Origin of the sequence: Nocardioides sp. GY 10113 (assembly GCF_004919105.1) — a bacterium.
Lineage (GTDB): Bacteria > Actinomycetota > Actinomycetes > Propionibacteriales > Nocardioidaceae > Nocardioides.
Map to the genome: position 1 here is coordinate 97,443 of NZ_STGK01000010.1, position 18,566 is coordinate 116,008.

Genomic DNA, 18,566 nt, shown 5'->3' on the forward strand with positions numbered 1-18,566 from the left:
CGGCGGCGCTCCCGCCGGGGCGGCGGTTCGGAGATTGGCCCGTTCATCGGCCGGCGCCCGAGAGCCGCTCGGCCAGGCCCGTGGCGCGCTGGGCCGTGGTCGCCACCGCCGCCCGCACCGCGGCCTCGGTGCCGACCACCCGGACCCTGCTCTTGGCCCGGGTGACCGCGGTGTAGAAGAGCTCCCTGGTCAGCAGCCGGGAGTCCGCGTCGGGCAGCAGCACCGTGATCTCGCGGGCCTGGCTGCCCTGGCTCTTGTGGATCGTCATCGCGTGCATGGTGTCGAGCGCGTCCAGCCGGCCCGGCGCGAACGCCCGCGGCGCCCCGACCCCGGCGATCCAGGCGCGCGGCCGGCCGTCGTCCGCCGCGACCACCACGCCGGTCTCGCCGTTGTAGACGTCGAGCGTGTAGTCGTTGCTGGTCACCAGCAGCGGGCGGCCCGGGTACCAGGGCAGGCCGAGCGGTTGGCCGAGGTCCTCGGCGAGCCACTGCTCCACCTGCCGGTTCCAGTGTCGTACGCCGAAGGGCCCCTCGCGGTGGGCACAGAGCAGCCGGAACTCCTCCAGCGCCGCCAGCGCGGCCGCCGCCCGCTCCTCCGGGGCGCCGGCACCGGTGGCGCGGTCGTGCACCCGGCGGGCCGCCGCCACGCAGATCCCGCGCAGCACCTCGGCGGGCTGGTCGGTCTCGACGTACTCCACCTCCGCCGAGCCGCGCCGAAGCACCTCCAGCACGGCGTCGGCGGCGCCGTCGCGCAGCGCCTGCGCCAGCTCCTTGATGTCCTCGGTGGAGCGGTGGTTCTGACGCAGCGCCACCACGGGCGAGTCCGGGTGGTCGGCGAACCCCGCGACCAGGTCGGAGAGGACCGCGCCGGCACCGACCGAGGTCAGCTGCCCCGGGTCGCCCACCAGCACCAGCCGGGTCTCGGGGCGCACCGCCTCCAGCAGGCGGGCCATCAGCGTCAGGTCGACCATCGACGCCTCGTCGACCACGATCAGGTCGTGCTGGAGCCGGTTGCCCCGGTCGTGTCGGAACCGGGTCGTGTTGTCGGGCCGCCAGCCCAGCAGCCGGTGCAGCGTGCGCGCCTCGGGTCGGCCGAGCCCGGCCGGGTCGAGCCCGAGCGCCTCGATCTCCTCGCCGACCGCCTCCTGGAGGCGGGTCGCCGCCTTGCCGGTCGGCGCGGCCAGCGCGACCGAGAAGTGCTGGTCGCCGCCGGCGGCGTGGAACTGGTCGGCGAGCGCCACCACGATCCGCGCCACCGTGGTGGTCTTGCCGGTGCCGGGGCCGCCGGTGAGCACCGTCGTGCGGTGCCGGACGGCGTGATCGACCGCCGCCGCCTGCTCGTCGCTGAAGTGCTCGCCGGCCACCCGGGTCAGGGTCCGGGCGAGCACGTCCTCGTCGACGGCCGGCGCAGCGGCGGCGATCCGCCCCGCCAGGTCGTCGGCGATCTGGCGCTCCATCCGGTGGTAGCGGTCCAGGCTGACCAGGCCGAGATCGTGGTGCAGCACCCCGGCGGCGGTCAGTGGCGAGGCCGCGATCGCCGCCGTCCAGGCCGCCGGCTCGGGCAGCGCCGCGCCGTCGGGCAGGCCGAGGCCGACCGCCAGGTCACCCCCCTCGCCGGCCCGCAGGTCGACCCCGACCGAGCCGGACCGGACCGCGCGCACCGCGAGCGCGACCGCCAGCCGCACCCGCTCGTCGGTCTCGCCGCCCAGCGCGGCGACCCGCTCGGCCACCAGCACGTCGGCGGCGTCCAGCACCCCGGCCGCGTTGAGCTCGGCCATCAGGCCACGCGCCCGGCGGGCCAGCCTCGGGTCGTAGGCCCCGCGCGCCGGCGCCTCGGCCGCGGCCTGGGGCAGGTCGGTGTCGGTCATCGGGCGCCTCCCGGGGCCACGCCGTCGAGCAGGTCGGACAGGTCGGTCACCAGCGCGGCCGGCGGCCGCCAGGCGAAGACGCCGCACGGGGCGCCGTCGACCCGCGGCGTCTCGGGTCCGCAGAGGCCGCGCAGGTACAGGTAGGCGACCCCGCCCAGGTGCCGCTCCGGGTCGTAGCCCGGCTGACGCCAGCGCAGGAACCGGTGCAGCACCACGGCGTACAGCAGCGCCTGCAGCGGGTAGTCGGAGTGCCCCATCGCGGCGTCCAGCCCGGCCGGCGCGTAGGAGGCCGCGGTCAGTGGCACGTCGCGCGGCCCCAGCCAGTTGGTCTTGTAGTCGACGATCACGTACCGCGGCTCGCCGCCCTCGCCCCGCTGCCGCAGCACGACGTCGACCGACCCGGTCAGGTAGCCGCGCAGCGCCTGCTCGCCCAGCGCGGGGACGGCGAGCGCGTCGGCGTACCCGCGCACCGGGTCGCCCTCGGGCAGGTGCCGGCGGAGCAGGTCGGCCAGGTCACCCAGCAGCACCTCGGGCGCCGCGCCCGCGGGCACCAGGTCGCCACCGGCCAGCGGCAGCTCGAAGTCGAGCTCGCAGAGCCGGTCGGCGCGGCCGAACGAGCGCAGCGTCGCGTCGCCGAGCAGCGGGCCGAGCGGGGTGTCGCAGGCCGCGACCAGCGCGGTCGCCAGCTCGTCGGGGTCCAAGCCGGGCACCGGCCACCAGGTCAGCTGCTCCTCGATGTGGGCGAGCAGCTCGGCGCGCAGGTCCCCGGCCGCCGGGTCGGCGTGCTCCAGCACCGCGTGGACCAGCGACCCGAAGGTGGCGCCGACCGGCAGCCCGGCCATCGGCGCGGGGACGTCGCCGACCACGGCGGTCGGCGCGGGGACCGGCAGCACCGCGTCGCCGGCCACCCGCTCGTCGTCCTTGGCCAGCACCTCGGGCTCGCTGCCGACGCCGGCGTAGGGCTCGGCGACCTCGACCGCGCTCAGCGCCGAGTACGACGTACGCCGCCAGGCGACGTCGACGGCGCGGTCGAACGTGCGCACGCCCAGCTCCGGCGGGCTGCTCGCGGGCAGCGCCGGCGGGGTGTCGTCGTGGTGCGCGACCTCGGGCTGCGGGCCGCCCCGGTCGCGCCACTCGCCGAACAGCCGCGCGGTCGCGTCGTCGTCGGGCACGGCCGGCTGGGCGGGCACGGCGGAGCCCTCGCGCAGCAGCATCCGGTGCAGCGGGGACGCCTCGGCGTTCTTCGTCGGCGCCCACCACGCCACGACGTGGCTCTGGGCGCGGGTGAGGGCCACGTAGAGCAGCCGCAGCCACTCCCCGGCCTCCTCCTCGGCCCAGCGCCGGCAGTGGTCGGCCCAGTGCGGTCCGGCGCCACCGACGTCGATGCAGCGCCGGCCGGCGGCGTCGTGGAAGAGCGGTCGGGTCGGCTTCGGGACGAACCGGTCGGCCAGCGCCGGCAGGTAGACGACCGGGTACTGCAGGCCCTTGCTGGCGTGGATGGTGACCAGCTGGACGGCGGCGGCGTCCGAGTCCAGCCGCCGGGTGCGCTCGGCGCCACGACCCTCGGCGGCCTCGGAGACCTGGAGCCGCAGCCAGCCCAGCAGGGCGACGACGCCGAGGTGGTCGCGCTGGGCGACCTCGTGCAGCACCTCGCCGATGTGGCGCAGGTCGGTGAGGAAGCGCTCGCCGCCGGCGGTGGCCAGCAACCGGGCCGGGAGCCCGCCGGCGCTGGCCGCCTCGAGGACGGCGGCCACGCCGCGCCGCCCCAGGGCGTCGGCCCAGGCCCGCAGCCGGTCGGCGATCTGGTCGGTCAGGTCGTCGCCGCCCTCGTCGAGCGCGGCCGCGTCGTACCCGAGGAAGGCGGTCAGCGCCGCGGCCCGCACCCGGGCGGCGCGGTGCGGCTGCTCGAGGGCCTCCAGCAGGCTGAGCCAGGCGGTCGCGGCGGGGGTGGCGAAGACGCTGCCGCCGCCGGCGATGACCGCGGGCACGCCCACCTCGGCCAGCGCGGCGCGTGCCTGGGCCAGGTCGGCGTGCCGGTAGCAGATCACCGCCACGTCGCTGGGCCGGACCGGGCGGCCGTCGAAGGTGGCCTCGGAGGCGAGCAGCCGGCGCACGTCGAGGGCCAGGTCGCGGGCGATGTGCGGGCGCACGGCGCCGACCGGGACCAGGCTCCGGCCGCGCTTGCCGAACTGCTCGCGGCGCACCACCCGGACCCGGAACGCGGCCTCGCCGGACGGCGCGCCGCGCAGCCGGGGCTCCTGGTGGTGGGCCTCGACCGGGTGCACGACGATGCGCGGGTCGCCGAGCTCGGCTCCGGCCAGCAGCGCGCCGAACCCGGAGACCAGCGCGGCGTCGCTGCGCCAGTTGACCGCCAGCGTGTGCCGGGTCGTCGCGGTCGCGGCGGCCTGGAGGTAGGTGGTGACGTCGCCGCCGCGGAAGGCGTAGATGGCCTGTTTCGGGTCGCCGATCAGCACCATCGTGGAGTGCCCGGAGAAGGCGCGGTCGAAGACCTGCCACTGCACCGGGTCGGTGTCCTGGAACTCGTCGACCAGGACGATCCGCCACCGGTCACGCATCCGGACCCGGGCCGGCGCGTCCGGGTCCGCCAGGGCGTCGCGCAGCTGGGCCAGCAGGTCGTCGTAGGAGAGCACCCCGAGGTGGCGCTTGCGCCGCTCCATCTCCGCCCGGACGGCCCGCCCGAAGGAGACGCGGCGCCCGGCCGGGTCCTCGCGGGGCGCGTCGCCCGGCTCGAGCTCGGCCTGCGGGTCGGCGACCGCGGTGCGCGCGATCGCCATCGCCTCGGCGTAGTCGAAGACCGGCGCCTCACCGGGACCGATCCCGGCGAAGGCCCGCAGGTAGAGGTCGTCGACGACCTGGACGAGCAGGTCGTCGAGGTTCTCCACCAGCCGCGCCCGGGCGTCGGTGTCGCCGGCGACGCCGAGTGAGTCCAGCACCAGCGAGCAGAACTGGTGGATGGTGGCGATCGTGGCGCCGTCGAAGTCCGCGAGCGCCCGGACCACGCGGCGGTGGCGCAGCCGCAGGGTGGCCGCGTCCTGGTCGAGGAGCAGGTCGATGAGGTCGCTGCGCCGGCCCGGCTCGGGCGCCACGGCGCCGGCCAGGGCCCAGGCGAGGAACCGCTCGGCCTCCACCAGCTGGCGGCGGACCTGGTCCCGCAGCTCCTGGCTGGCGGCGCGGCCGAAGGTGACCACGAGCATCGCCTCCAGCGGCACGCCCTCCTCGGCGACGAAGCGGGTCACCAGCGCGCCGATGGTCCAGGTCTTGCCGGTGCCGGCGCTGGCCTCGAGCAGGGTGGTGCCGGTCGGCAGCGGGCCGCGGATGTCGAAGGGGGTCAGCTCGGTCGGGTCGATCGGCGCGGTCACGGGGCCGCTCGCTGGCTCGCTCACAGGGGTCCCACCTTCTCCGCGCCGGCCAGCAGCGGCTCCCAGAGCCGCCAGGCCACGTCCGCCAGGCCGAGGTCGAGCAGGGTGTCCAGCCCGGCGCCCGCCCCGAAGGCCAGACGGTGCGCCGGCTCGGCGTCCTCGCCCTCGATGCCGTAGGCGTTGTGCGGGTCGGTCACCCACACCTTCCGGGCGGCGGCCCGGACGTCGACCGGGTCGCCCCACAGGGTGCGCTGGTGCGCCTCGGCCCAGGTCGCGGCGGTACCGACCGGCAGCGGCAGCGGCCGGGTCATCCCCTCGTCGTGGAGGGCGACCAGGCCGCGCAGCCACTCGGTCGCGCGGTGGTCGAGAGGGCCGGTCAGCGCCCGCTTGGGGCCCGACCGCTCCCGGGCGACGGCGTGCGCGGTCCAGTTCTCGTCGGGATAGGCCGCCGACAGCGCGAGCACGTCGACCCACGCCTCGAGCCGCTGCTTAGGCTTCAGCCGCGAGTAGGAGAGCGTCACCACCTGGTTGCCGTAGACCCGGGGCACCGTTCCGGTCAGCCGGCGACCGTCCCCCAGGTCCACGTCGACGTCGAGGCTGCGCGGCGCGCCCTGGCGCAGGGCGGCGGTGGCGGCGAAGAGCTGCTGGCACTCCTCGACCACGTTGCCCAGCGCACGCTGGCCGAGTCCGGCGGGCGGCAGCGTGCCGCGCAGCTGCTCGGCCAGCATCACCGCCTGCGCGGTCGCCGCGGGGTCCTCGGCGGCGAGCACCTCGCGCAGCAGCCGGTCGCCGATCTGCCACACCTCCAGGCCGTTGAGGCTGATCGGGATCGCGTCGGCGATGTCGTCGGGCTCGAACGGGGTGGCGACGACCAGACGTCGCCGCAGGAAGGTCCGCACCGGCTTGACCAGGAACTCCTTGAGCTCGCTGAGGGTGAGGTCCCCGGACGGTACCGCCGGCAGCGGGTCGGCCAGGAACGGCGCCTCCGGCCGGCGTGGGCCGACGGCCGCGCGGGCGCCGCCGAGCGTCGCCCGGTCGAAGGAGAACGGGCGGTCGGCCACCAGCGCGCCGGCGGCGTGGTTGCGCGGGTCGTAGGGCTGCAGCGGGTGACGGACCAGGATCTCCTCGCGCACCGACGCGGCGCCCGACGCGGCGCCCGTCGCGGGCGTGGCGGTGCGGTCGAGCGCATCGAGGACCTCCCCGAGCGGCACCGACGGCGGGCGCTCCTGGCCGGTGTGCTCACCGGCGCCGGCGTAGGTGATCACCAGTCGCTCCTGGGCGGCGAGGATCGCGTCGAGCAGCAGCTGGCGGTCCTCGCTGCGCGGATCCCGCTCCCCCACCTGCGGATCGCGGGCCAGGACGTCGTCGCCGTCGACCGTGGGGTGTCGGGGGAAGACCCCGTCGTCGAGGCCGACCAGGCAGACCACGCGGTGCGGCACCGAGCGCATCGGGACCATCGTGCAGACGGTCAGCGTGCCGCTGCGGAAGTTGGCGCGGGTGGGGCGGCCGGCCAGCCGGGCGGCCAGCAGCGCCCGCACGTCGGCCAGCCGCAGCGGCACGTCCGCGCCCTGCCCCGACGCGTCGGCCCCCGCCCGCGCCCGGGCCAGCTCGCGCTCGAACTGCGGCAGCTGCCAGGCGTCGTCGACGTCGACGTCGCACAGGCCGCGCACGCCCTCGGCGAGCGTGCTGAACCACTCTCCCGCGCGGGTTGCGCGGCCCAGGCCGTCGAGGCAGTCGGCGAGCCGGTCGACCGCCTCGGCCAGCCGCCCGACCAGGTCGATCTCGCCGCTGCCGATGTCGTCGACGGGCAGGCCCCGCCCCAGGTGCCGGTGCTCGTCGCCGCCCATGGCCACGCCGAGCAACAACCGGTCGAGCCCGGCCCGCCAGGTGTTCTGGGTGAATCCCTCCATCCGGAAGGCGGCGCGGTGCGGCCCGTCCAGCCCCCAGCGGACGCCGGCGTCGGCGACCCACCGCGCGATCCGGGCGAGCTCGTCGTCGGTCAGGTCGAAGCGGCGGCGCACGGGGTCGCGGGCGAGCAGGTCGACGACGTCGGAGGCGGTGACCCGACCGCCGGCGAGCTCGACCAGCGTGACCGCGACCGCGAGCAGCGGGTTCGTGCTGGCCGCGGAGCGGTCCGCGAGGCGCACCCGCAGGCCGTGGGCGGGGTGCACGGCCACCCCGTCGCCGACGATCTCGGCGAGGCCGAACCCCGCCGAGATCAGCGGAGCGTAGGTCTCGATGTCGGGGCACATCACGACGATGTCGCGCGGCTCCAGCGTCGGGTCGTCGGCGAGCAGGCCGACCAGCACCTCGCGCAGCACGTCCACCTGGCGGGCCGCGCCGTGGCAGGCGTGGACCTGCACGGAGCGGTCGCCGGGAGCGAGCACGCGCGCCGCGACCTCCTCCGCCGACGGCGCCCGGTTGGCGCGCAGGTCCGACTGCAGCCAGCCCAGCAGCGTCGGCGGCAGCGGCGCCTCCGCCGCGACCGGGGTGTCGACCGTGGTCGGGCCGGGGGCCGTCAGCGCCTGGGCGAGCTCGCGGGAGTCGCGGCCCAGCGAGGCCAGCAGCGGGTGCGCGACCAGGCCGGCCGTGGCGTCGTCGGCCCGCGAGCCGCCCGTGGCGCGCGCGGCACCGGCGACGGCGTCCCAGAGCGCCGCCGAGGGCTGGGCCAACCACAGGTGCACGTCGCGGTGCTCGGCCAGCGCGCCCAGCAGCTCGATCTCAGTCGCCGGCAACCGCGTGTGACCGAACAGCGAGAGCCGGCCGGGCAGCTCGAGGCCGTCCGGCGCGCCGGTGTCGCCGCCGCCGCGGAGCCGGTCGCACACCCGGCGGTGCCGCTGGTCCGGCGCCTCTCCGCCCATCCGCTCCAGCAGCCGGCGCCACAGCTCGGCCTGCCAGCGCAGGTCGGGCGGCAGCGCGCCGCCGATGCCGTCGGTGTCCCGCCCCTCGCGCCAGTCGGCGACCAACCGGGGTCGCTGCACGGCGTACGACGCGAAGAGGCCGGCCAGGCGCCGGGAGACGGCCCAGCGGCGACTGCGCCGCAGCTCGCCCTCCTCGCCGTCCAGACCGTGACCCAGGTGGGTGGCGAGGGTGACGCACCACGGCTCGTCCAGGTGCTCGTCGATGGTCTCCAGCAGCGGCCAGACCAGGCGGTCGGGGTGCCAGGGGTCATCGGCGTCGCGGCCGAGCAACAGCCCGACCAGCGTGGCCGGCTGGAGGAACCGCACCCCGGCGCAGATCCCGTCGCCCCCGCGCGGGCCGACGCCGAGCCGGTGCGAGAGCCGCTGGGTGAGCCAGCGCTCCACGCCGCGCGCCGGAACGACGACGACCTCCTCGGCGAACGGGTCAGGCAGCGGGGTCGCGAGCAGGGTGCCCAGGTCGTCGGCGAGCCGGTCGGTACGCCAGGCGCGGTGCAGGTGGAGGGCCATCGTGGTCCGAGGCTAGTGGCAGGGCCCGACCGAACCGCGGAGCCGGGTCAGTCGTCCGCGTCGTCGCGCCGGTGCAGCCGCGGGTGGTGCTCCTGCCAGTCGTCGTCGGCGTCGTCGATCTCGCCCTGCAGCGCGGCGACCGCCTCGGGCTTCCCGTGGAACCGGCCGTAGGAGTAGACCACCAGCGCCAGGGCGATCGCGCTGGAGGCGAGCATGGTGACGCCGGTCCAGTCCCCGCCGAGGAGCCACATCGACGCCTCCAACGGCCACCACGAGGGCGCCGGAGGCTCGATGATCCAGAGCACGCCGAAGGCCCCGATGGCCAGCGCGCCGAGCGTGGAGAGCACGATCCGCGGCCAGGTCTCCACGCTCTCGGCGGCGCCGCGCAGCGCCCGCAGCCGCACCGGATCCACCCACCGCTCGGCCCACGTGTACTGCCGGGAGAGCAGCGCCAGGCCGGCGAAGGTGAGCAACAGACCCGGGCCGGGAAGGAAGAGCGCCGCGATCCCGGCGACCAGGACGACCCATCCCAGCCCCTCCAGCAGGAGTCGCTTGGCCGCGTCGCTCATGGCACGAGCCTCCCAGAACGGGGCAACCTCATCCGCCGAGCCCTCATCCGCCGAACCGCTCGAGGTAGCCGACCACCTCGTCGTCCGCGCGCCCGTGCTCGACCGCGATCCGGGCCCAGCGCAGCGCCATCGCGTGGAAGCGCAGCGGGTTGTAGACGTCCTCCTCGCGGGAGAACAGCCCGTCGCCGGCGTACGTCATGATCGTGATGTTCGGCTCCTCCAGGAGCGTGCCGTCGCCCGGGTCCGGCATCGGGTTGCGGACCTCGCAGACCAGGCGCGCCGCATCGGCGTCCACCACCTGCCAGCTCAGCGGGAAGCCGGTCATCAGCCGCCCGGGGTACGCCGTCATCGTCCGGACCGCCCAGTCCCGGATCTCCGACCGCCCACGGAACGTGCCCATGCCGTGCTCGACGTAGACGGCGTCGGGGGTGAACAGGTCGGCGTACCCGTCCCACTCGCCGGCGTCGCGCATCTCCTCGACGCGCACGTGGAACGCAGCGTAGGCCTCGCTGATCTCGTCGGCGCTGAAGCGACTCACCCGGGCATCCAAACAGACCGGCCCGCTCCGCGGCCCCGGTCTGCAACTAACGGTGGCCGGAAACACGCAGCCACTACCCTCCGGTCATGGCCCGTTCGACGAACCGCCGTCGTCGGGCGCCCTTCGGAGCCCGGGTGCTCGGCGCCCGCGACCAGGGCCCGCGGCAGCTGCGCCTGCGGGTCCAGCTGCTGCTGACCGGTCTGCTGCTGGTGACCAACGTCTTCGGCGCGCTCGTCGTCTTCGTCGTCAACATGTGGGCGATCCCGTCCCCCGACCCGACGCGGGAGATGGTGATCGCGCTCGCGATCGCGGTGCCGGCCTACGTCCTGCTGGGCGTGGTGGTCGGCGTGCTGGCCGGGACCGCGGGCGCGTTCCGCGCGCTCCGCTGGGCGACCCAGCCCGGCGTCGACCCGAGCCCCGCCGTGCGGGCCCGGGCCCTGCGCGTGCCGCTGTGGCTGACGCTGATCCAGTTCGCGATCTGGGCGGCGGGGACGGTGCTGTTCACGGTGCTCGCGAGCGTGATCCAGCCGTCGCGCGCGCTCGGCACCGGCTTGACGGTGGGGATCGGGGCGATCGTGGTCTCCGGCGTCGCCTACCTGGTCACGGAGTTCTCGCTGCGCCCGATCGCCGCACGCGCGCTCTCCGACCGCCGGGTGACCGGCCGCCTGCGCGGCGTCGGCGTCGGGCCGCGGATGATGCTGTTCTGGGTGACCGGGAGCGCCGCCCCCGTGACCGGCCTGCTGATCGCCGCCGTGCTCGCGTTGACCCGCGACGAGGCGACCCTGGACCAGCTCGCCATCGTCACCATCGTGCTGTGCACGATCGCGCTGCTCACCGGCGCGCTGATCACCACGCTCAACACCCGCGCGGTGGTCGCCCCGATCCTGTCGGTGCGCGACGCGCTGCAGGAGGTCGAGAAGGGAGACCTCGACGTCGACGTCCCGGTGTACGACGGCACCGAGCTCGGCCAGCTGCAGAGCGGCTTCAACGCGATGGCCGCCGGACTGCGCGAGCGCGAGCGGATCCGCGACCTGTTCGGCCGCCACGTCGGGCACGAGGTGGCCGCGGCGGCCGCGGCGGTGCGCACGGGCGAGATCCCGCTGGGCGGCGAGACGCTGACCGCCTCGGTGCTCTTCGTGGACCTGGTGGGATCGACCACCTACGCGACCACGCACTCACCCGCCGAGGTGGTGGCGATGCTGAACCGCTTCTTCGGGGTGGTCGTCGACGAGGTGACGGCGCGCCACGGGCTGGTCAACAAGTTCCTCGGCGACGCCGTGCTCGCCGTCTTCGGCGCGCCGGTCGAGGCGGCCGACCACGCGGCCCTCGCGCTGGCCTGCGGGCGGCGGATGGCGGAGCGCCTGGCCGCGGAGGTGCCGGAGGTGGGGTTCGGGATCGGCATCGCCACGGGGCCGGTGGTGGCCGGCAACGTCGGCCACGAGCAGCGCTTCGAGTACACGGTGATCGGCGACGCGGTGAACTCCGCCTCCCGCCTCACCGACCTGGCCAAGGAGACCCCGGGCCGGGTCCTGGCCGCCCTGGACTCGGTCGCCTCGGCCGCCGAGCGCGCCGAAGGCGAGGCCGGGCACTGGGTCGCCGACGGGGAGCGCCTGCTGCGCGGGCGCACCGAGCCGACGCCGGTGGCCGTCCCGACGCGCTGACCGTCAGGCCCGGCGCCTACCGCCGTACACCGCGACGCCGCCGGCGACCAGGAGCAGCAGCCCGAGGCCGAGCAGCCCCCGACCGAACCCCGCGCCGGTGCCCGGCAGGATCGAACCACCGCCGCCGGGCGGGTTCTCCTCGTTCGTGCCGCCGACCTCGGGCGGGACGAACTTGTTGGTGACCTCGATGCTGGCCTCGATCGCCCCCTCCTCGCTGCCGCTCAGGTCGAAGGTCACCGAGTCACCGTCGCCCCGGACGGTCTCCCCGTCCACGGTCGCCACGATCGAGGTCTCCGCGGCGCCGTTGGCGTCGGACTCCGTCAGCGTGCACCGGGAGACGGCGGCGAGCAGGTCGTAGCTCGCCCGGTAGTCGTTGGCCGTGCGCAGGATCCGGTCGGCGCCGCCGGGGATGTCGTAGGCCACCTGCTCGCCGTCGGCCAGGCGGGTGCACTCCAGCGTCACCGTGAACGGACCCTTCGCCCCGGCCACGGTGAGGTCGCCGATGACCGTCTTCTCGACCTCCAGCTGAGTCACGTCGAAGGTGTTGGTCGCCGTCATCGAGACCTGGGTCAGCGCGTCCGGATCGTCGGCCTCCGGGATGGTCACCACGCCGTCATCGGGGTCGAGCGCCACGGCGTCCGCGCCGGCCGTCCCGGTCTCCTCGACGACGCACTCCGTGCCGGTCGGGTAGGGGCCGAGCGTGATGCTGTCGCCGGCCAGCAGCTCGACGTCGCCGCCGAACGGCGTCTGGTCCTGGTAGGTGCAGACCACGTGGAAGACGAAGGTGCCGTCGCCGTACAGGGCGGCGCCAGCGCCGTCGATCTCCTTCGCCAGGGTGAAGGAGCCGGCGTCGTAGGCGTTGGTGACCTCGACCTCCGCCGGCGTCTCGCCGGGGGTCACGGTCGCGCTGCCGTCGCCGTTGTCGACCAGGTTGTCGCCGGTGAACATCAGGCCGTTGGCGGCGTCCGCGTCGGTCTCGGTCAGGGTGCAGGTCGCGCCGACGGGGATCCGGTCCTCCGGGGCGATCCACGTCTCCTCCGGCCCGATCTGGAAGGTGACCTCGGTGGTCCCGTCGTCATCGAGGACGACGTCGTCGCCGGTCGCGGTGACGCAGGACAGCGTGAACGTGAACGGCCCGAAGTCGACGTCGGTGGCGTCGGTGTCGACGCGCTTGGTCACCGAGAGCCCGGTGAACTGGTAGTCGTTGGTGATCGTCACGATCTGCGCGCCCGGGACGTCCTGGTCCTCGACCGGGATCGTGTCGTCGGTCGGCTCGGTCACGTCGACGGTCGTCGGCGTGCCGGACCGGGACGTCTCGCTGAAGTCACCGACGTCGCCCTGCTCCTCGAAGGTGCACTGGGTGCCCTGCTCGCTGACCGGGATGCCGTCGACGCGCGCGGAGAAACCGTTGCCGGCGTTCAGCTCCAGCACCTCCGCGTCGCCGAGGTCGAGCTCCCCGCCGTCGGGGTCGCCGACCACGCAGGTCAGGTCCACCAGGAACTCGTCGGGTGCGTACATCGACGCCGGACCGGTGATCTCCTTGTCCACCCGGACCGAGCCGGTGCGCAGGTGCACGCCGACCTTGCCCGGCGTGGTCTTCCGGTACTCCAGCTCGCGGGTCTGCCCGCTGTTGAGGTACTTGACGCCGAACTGGTTCCAGGCGAACTCGTCGGCCGCCGGGACCACCCGGGAGGCGCCCTCGGGCCACGCGCCACCGGGCGCGGTCTGCAGCACGTTGAGCGTCGAGAAGGTGACGTCCACGGCCTGCCCGGCCTGCAGGCTGCCCGCGGTGGTGCCGGTGAAGTCGAGGGCGATCCTCAGGCCGGTGACCTGCGTCCAGTCGGTGCCGCCGTCGGCGGCGACCCAGATCTCGCCCGACTGCTCGCAGACCGGCTGGCTGACGAGGTCGGACCAGGTGCCGACGCAGACGTTGGGGCTGGTGGTCACCTCGATGGTCTGCGCGGTGCCGGCGGGGGCGTCGACGACCAGGGAGTCGGCGACCAGCTGGGGGCGGTAGTCCGACTCACGGGCGGACCCCAGCAGGGTCAGGTCCCCGGGGATCGGCAGCTGGTCGAAGATCGTCATCTGGTCGATGCTCACGGTGCCGGAGTTGACGCTGTGCAGCACCCAGTCGTCGGTGCCACCGACCTGGCTGTTCGCGGCGCAGGGCGACCGGTAGTACGCCTGCCCGCCGACCGTGAGGTTCGCGTTGCAGGGGCTGGCCAGGTCGGTCGGCCGGATGGCGCCCGGCAGCGATCCGATCACGCCCTTGGCGACGAACAGGTTCGGGCCGACGACCGTGCCGATGTCGTCGGTGGTGCCGCAGGTGGTGGGATCGTCGGCCCAGTCATCGGTGATCGGGCCGCCGTCCTCGGTGTTGGTGCACCGGTCCAGCTGCTCCTCGGTGCCGGCGACCATCGTGTTGGTCGCCGTCTCGCCCTCCCCGAGCCCGGGCTGCAGCTCGAGCCAGACCCGGATCGTGAAGGTCTCGCCGGGGGCCATCACGTTGCCGTCGTCGGGCCAGGTGAAGACCACGGTCGAGCCGCTGGCGGTCACGGTGACGTCGGAGGAGAGCATCCCGCCGGGGTCGGCGGTGAACTCCGGCGCGGGGTCGCCGGTGTACACCAGCTCGGGCGGCAGGACGTCGGTGAGCTCGGTCAGCGTGAGGTAGCCGGTCCCGGTGTTCTCGATGGTCAGGTCGAACGGCACCGAATCGCCCGCGCTGGCCAGCCGGTCGCCGCCGTTGGTGAGCTTGTTGACCGCGAGCTCGTGCGTGCCCGGGGTCAGCTCGACGGTCGCGCCGGCGTCGTCGGGGTCGGAGTCCTTGCCGTCCGGACGGAAGCTCTGCGAGGTCTGGGTGTTGACGACGGTGGAGGGGAACTCCACCCCGCCGCCCGAGCGGTACTCGTCGCGCAGGTCGACGTCGAAACTGATCGAGCCGTTCCAGTTGGGGGCCGGCACGGTCGCGGAGAACGGCTGGCCGTCCTCGCGGGAGAAGGTGACCCGGATGCCCTGGACGTCGCCGTCCGCTACGGCGGGCAGGGTGCCGGGCGCCGGGCCGGGCGTCCCGTTGACCCACTGCGTCCCGTCGTACAGGTCGATCTGGACCTGGTCGGCGCCGTTGGGCATCACGACGCTGACGTTGTCGGCGAAGTCGAACGCGTCCCAGAACTCCGGCGAGCCCGCCTGGTCCTCGATCACCACCTGGGCGGGCGAGAGGGTGCTGCGCGGGTCGGTGCCCTGGTTGGCGCCGAGCGTGACGCGGATGGTGTCGTTGCCCGCGTCGTGCTGCGGCTCGGTGATCGTGGCCGGGTCGACGGACTTGGTCGCGGTGGTGTTGACGATGCCGCCGGTGAGCTGGGTGGTGGCGTCGTCGACGTCCCCGCTGACCTGGCCGGGCGCGGTGACCGGGTCGTAGGACTGGGCGAAGGCCCGGTTGGTCTGGTCGTAGGTCTCACCCGCCTCCAGGATCAGGTCCGTCCCGTCGCTGCGGTAGGTGGGCCGCAGCTGGGACTCGACGTCGATGGTGAGGTCGGTGTCCTGCGTGATGGATCCTCCGTCGGCCTCCGGGTCGGTGCCCTGGTAGGTGACGCTGATCCCGACCACGTCCTCGAGCTCGGCCGGACCCATCGCGTTGACCTCGGTCGCGGTGTGCTGGGTCGTGGAGTAGGTGCCCGTGGCCTCGTCGTAGCGCAGGAGCCAGACGGTGGTCGCGTCCAGGTCGACCTGCGAGGTGTCGCTCGCGCCGATGGTGATGCTGGTGGCGTTGAACCGCTCGAACGGGTTCGGGATCGACGGGTCGGTCAGGTAGTCGACGCTGCCGTCGGTGACGAACGGGTCCGCCAGCGCCCCCTCGGGGGTGCCCTCGCTCTGGCAGCCGGCCAGCGTGGTGTCGGTGCAGGTCGCGGGGTCGGTCACCCGGACGTACGACGCCTTCGCGACCGACGCGTTGTGGGCGACGACGCTCCAGTCGACGTACGGGTAGTCGGCCGGGTCGGTGCCGGCCGGCGGGGTGTAGACGTCCTCGGTGGGGTCGACGCTCTTCTCCACCTCGACCGCGGGCGGCTGGTCGATGATCAGGATGGTGTCGTCGTCGGTGTCCGTGACGGTGCCGCCCCCGCTCTCGGTGCCGGTGACCCGGAAGGTGTTGTCGACGAGGCCCTCGTCGGCAGTGTTGTAGATCAGGTCGCCGGTGACGAAGGAGCCGTCCGACCGGCGGGTGTCGCGCAGCTCCCAGCCCAGGTTGAACGAGCGCCAGGTGGAGCCCGCGCCGACGCCGGAGCCGGGGTCGGGCGCGAACGGGTCGAAGGCGTCGCCGACCTGCTGGGCGGCCTCACGGGCGGCGGTGTCCTCGGCGGTCTCCTCCAGCGTGATCCGTACGCCGATGGTCGACTCCTGCTCGGCCGCGGTCAGCGCGTAGCCCTTGAAGCCGCGGTCGGCGGTCATCCAGGTGCCGCCCGGCGCCGGAACGGTGACCCACTGCGTGCCGTCGTACAGCTCGACGCTGGTGACGGTGTCGTACTTCAGCCACCAGCCGTTGGCGTAGGGGTCGTCGCTGGCGGCGATGGCGTCGACGGAGGTCAGGTTGAAGGCGTCGAAGACACTGTCGGCGATGTCACCGGTGGCAGGGTCGCTGGCCATGTCGGTCAGCACGACCGGGTCGAGCCCCTCGCCGACGCTCCAGTCGAGCCGCGAGCCGGCCTCCTGGTTGGACTGCGAGGCGACGTCGCGGTCCCAGGTCTTCTCGACGTCGACCGCACCGGGACCGCCGCCGGGCGGGATGATCACCTCGCCGGTGTCGGTGCTCCCGTCGCCGTCGGTGAGCTCGTTGCCGCCGTCGGTCTCGCCCTCGATCTCGGCGGTGGCGCTGTTGCTGTAGGTGATCGGGGTGTCCTCGGGCGGCGCGGGGCAGGTGGGGTCGCGCAGGTCGCCCCGGGCGGTGAACTCGATGTTCGGCGTGACGGTGGTGTTGGACGGGAACCCGTCGGCCGACTGGTTGGTGAAGGTGAACCGGACGCCCTGGACGTCGTCGGCGCTCAGGCCGGCGGCGGAGAGTGCCGCGGTGACCTCGGCCTGGCTCATCTGGAAGACGGTGGCGGCGGTCTCCGGGCCGTAGGCCTGGATGGCCACCCAGCTCCCCGAGGCGTCCTGCACCTCGATCGTCAGCACGGTGTCGGCGGGCACCTGCGTGGGCGCGACCGCGGAGATGTTGAACGCGTTCCAGAAGCCGTCGCAGGCGCCGTCCCAGGCGTCGGTGACCACGATCTCGTCGACGAACGCGCCGTCGCCGGTCGCGGTGGCGTTGGTCTCGAGCGACGAGATGACCGTCTCGCCGGGGTAGACCGGGGTGCTCGGCCGCACGGTCTTGTCCAGCGTCACCTCGACCGAGGGGTTGACGATCTCCAGGTCGTCGGTGGCGTTCGCGTCGTCGGTGAGCCCGTTGCCGGCCTCGACGTCGACGTCGAGGTTGTTGGTCAGCGTCACCTCCGCGGCGCCGCCGGTGGCGTTCTCGGTGGTGTCGATGTCGAAGGAACCGCCACCGGTCTCGTTGGGCTGGATGTCACCGGTCCAGGTGATCTCGAAGCCGGTGATGTCGCCGGTCGGATCGGGCGGCGTCTCGCCCGGGCCGACGACCACGGTCTCCCCGCCGGGCTGGTAGACGATCGTCGCCTCGTCGGCGTCGGCCGGCCAGGTCAGCGGCCCGGTCCAGCCCCCGAAGGCCACGTCGGGCGGGGTGAAGAAGTCGACGTCGGCCAGGTGCAGCGAGGTGACCGGGGTGTCGCCGTTGGTACCGGTGATCGTGGCGGTCGAGGACTGGCCGGCGGTGATCCGCTGCGGGGTGATGTTCTTCCCCGCCTCGACGGTGGGGATCAGCGGGTCGACGGTGTAGGAGGCGGTGCCGTCGTCGGTCTCGGTGGCGTCCTCGTTAGTGACCGATCCGGTCGCGACGTTGTCGACCGTGTGGGTCTCGGTGGACAGGTCGCTGTCGTCGTTGCGGTCGCCTGCCCGCTGCTCGAGCCCGAGGTCGACGCTCACGGACTCACCGGGCGGGATGTCGCCGGTGCAGGTGACCCGGATGCCGCCGACGTCGGCATTGGTGACGCCGGGCGGGAGCGTGAGGTCGGTCGGCGTCGGCGTGGGCGGCCCGTTGGCCCAGTTCCAGGTGCCGTCGGGCGACTGGACGTAGGCGTCGACCTGGACGCTGTCGCATCCGGCCGGGAGCGTGACGTCGCCGAAGCCGGTGAAGTCGGTGATCGTGAACGGGTTGCTCGGGTCCAGCTCGGTGGCGCCGTCAGGCGCCGCCGACGGCTCCTGGAGCTGGATCTCGTCGACCGACACGTTGGAGGTGTTGCGGACGTCCAGGCCGATCGTGGAGGGCGAGCCCACGCCGAAGTCCTGCGGGGTGGGGCCCCAGGTCTTGTCGGTGGTGACGTCGACGATCACCTCGGAGTCGATGTTGATCGTGGCGTCGTCGCTCTTCTCGTCCGCGTTGCTCGCGGTCACCGTCGCCTCGTTGACGATGTCGGGACTCAGCCCCGGCGGGAAGTCGTCGGGGACCCGCAGGGTGATCTGGACGGTGAAGTTGCTGCCGGCCTCCAGGCCGGTGCCGACCGGGTTGTCCGTCACCTGCTCGAGGTCGACGGTGAGCGAGGTGTCGGGCCCCACGGTCGCCGGCGGGTCCGTCGTACCGCCGGGCTCCCAGGTGACCGTGTTGGGCACGCTGCCGGGGGTGAAGGAGACGTTGACGATCGGGAAGCCGTCGAGCGCGGCCGGCAGGGCGTCGGTGATCTGGGTGTCGAGGCAGTCCTCCTCGTAGCAGTTCACCTGGATCGTGTAGGTGAAGTTGGCACCCGGCTGCGGCGTCGCGTTGTCGACGCTCTTCTCGATGTCCAGCGAGTCCGGGAGGGCGAGCCCCGGGCTGGCCGCGACCACGGGAAGTCCGAGGGCGGCGAGCAGCAGGGCGAGGGCAACCAGGCCCGAGCGCCGCAGCCCTGACCACCGAGTTGGGTCCCGCCGAGCGCCCCGGGTCATAGCGGGACCATATCCATTTATTTCAGATTGTCACGGGACCTGAATCAATGGATCGGTGCAGGTAGCGGAGGTCTTCTGCCTCCGGGCCTCC

At 74.2% G+C, this 18,566-nt stretch carries 7 protein-coding genes; 1 reads left to right on the forward strand and 6 read right to left on the reverse strand.

From position 1 onward, the window contains the following. Positions 1–43: 43 nt before the first annotated feature. The 5 genes from recD to E8D34_RS13295 are packed head-to-tail and all read right to left on the reverse strand — an operon-like array spanning position 44 to position 9,782. Positions 44–1,867, reverse strand: coding sequence for an exodeoxyribonuclease V subunit alpha (recD, locus tag E8D34_RS13275; RefSeq protein WP_206056711.1), 1,824 nt, complete (start codon positions 1,865–1,867; stop codon positions 44–46). Beyond that, a complete protein-coding gene (locus tag E8D34_RS13280) occupies positions 1,864–5,271 on the reverse strand; it encodes a UvrD-helicase domain-containing protein (protein ID WP_240771341.1) in 3,408 nt (1,135 codons plus the stop codon). The genes recD and E8D34_RS13280 overlap by 4 nt, the downstream gene beginning before the upstream one ends. Continuing rightward, the gene (gene recC, locus E8D34_RS13285) at positions 5,268–8,675 is read right to left on the reverse strand and encodes an exodeoxyribonuclease V subunit gamma (RefSeq protein ID WP_136595122.1); all 3,408 of its coding nucleotides are present in this window, start codon (positions 8,673–8,675) and stop codon (positions 5,268–5,270) included. Before recC ends, E8D34_RS13280 begins: the two co-directional genes overlap by 4 nt. A 47-nt stretch (positions 8,676–8,722) precedes the next feature. Further along, positions 8,723–9,244 (reverse strand): PGPGW domain-containing protein, encoded by a 522-nt coding sequence (locus tag E8D34_RS13290; RefSeq protein ID WP_136595123.1) that lies wholly within the window; start codon positions 9,242–9,244, stop codon positions 8,723–8,725. Positions 9,245–9,287: 43 nt separating this feature from the next. After that, a complete protein-coding gene (locus tag E8D34_RS13295; protein WP_168929434.1) occupies positions 9,288–9,782 on the reverse strand; it encodes a nuclear transport factor 2 family protein in 495 nt (164 codons plus the stop codon). A gap of 86 nt (positions 9,783–9,868) precedes the next feature. On the opposite strand from E8D34_RS13295, the gene E8D34_RS13300 reads away from it, so the two are divergent. Further along, positions 9,869–11,443, forward strand: coding sequence for an adenylate/guanylate cyclase domain-containing protein (locus E8D34_RS13300; RefSeq protein ID WP_136595124.1), 1,575 nt, complete (start codon positions 9,869–9,871; stop codon positions 11,441–11,443). 3 nt (positions 11,444–11,446) lie between these two features. Here the strand turns inward: E8D34_RS13300 and E8D34_RS13305 are convergent, their stop codons facing one another. Next, positions 11,447–18,475 carry a DUF5979 domain-containing protein gene (locus E8D34_RS13305; protein ID WP_136595125.1) on the reverse strand — a complete coding sequence of 2,343 codons (7,029 nt, stop codon included), beginning with the start codon at positions 18,473–18,475 and terminating at the stop codon, positions 11,447–11,449. Positions 18,476–18,566 lie beyond the last annotated feature (91 nt).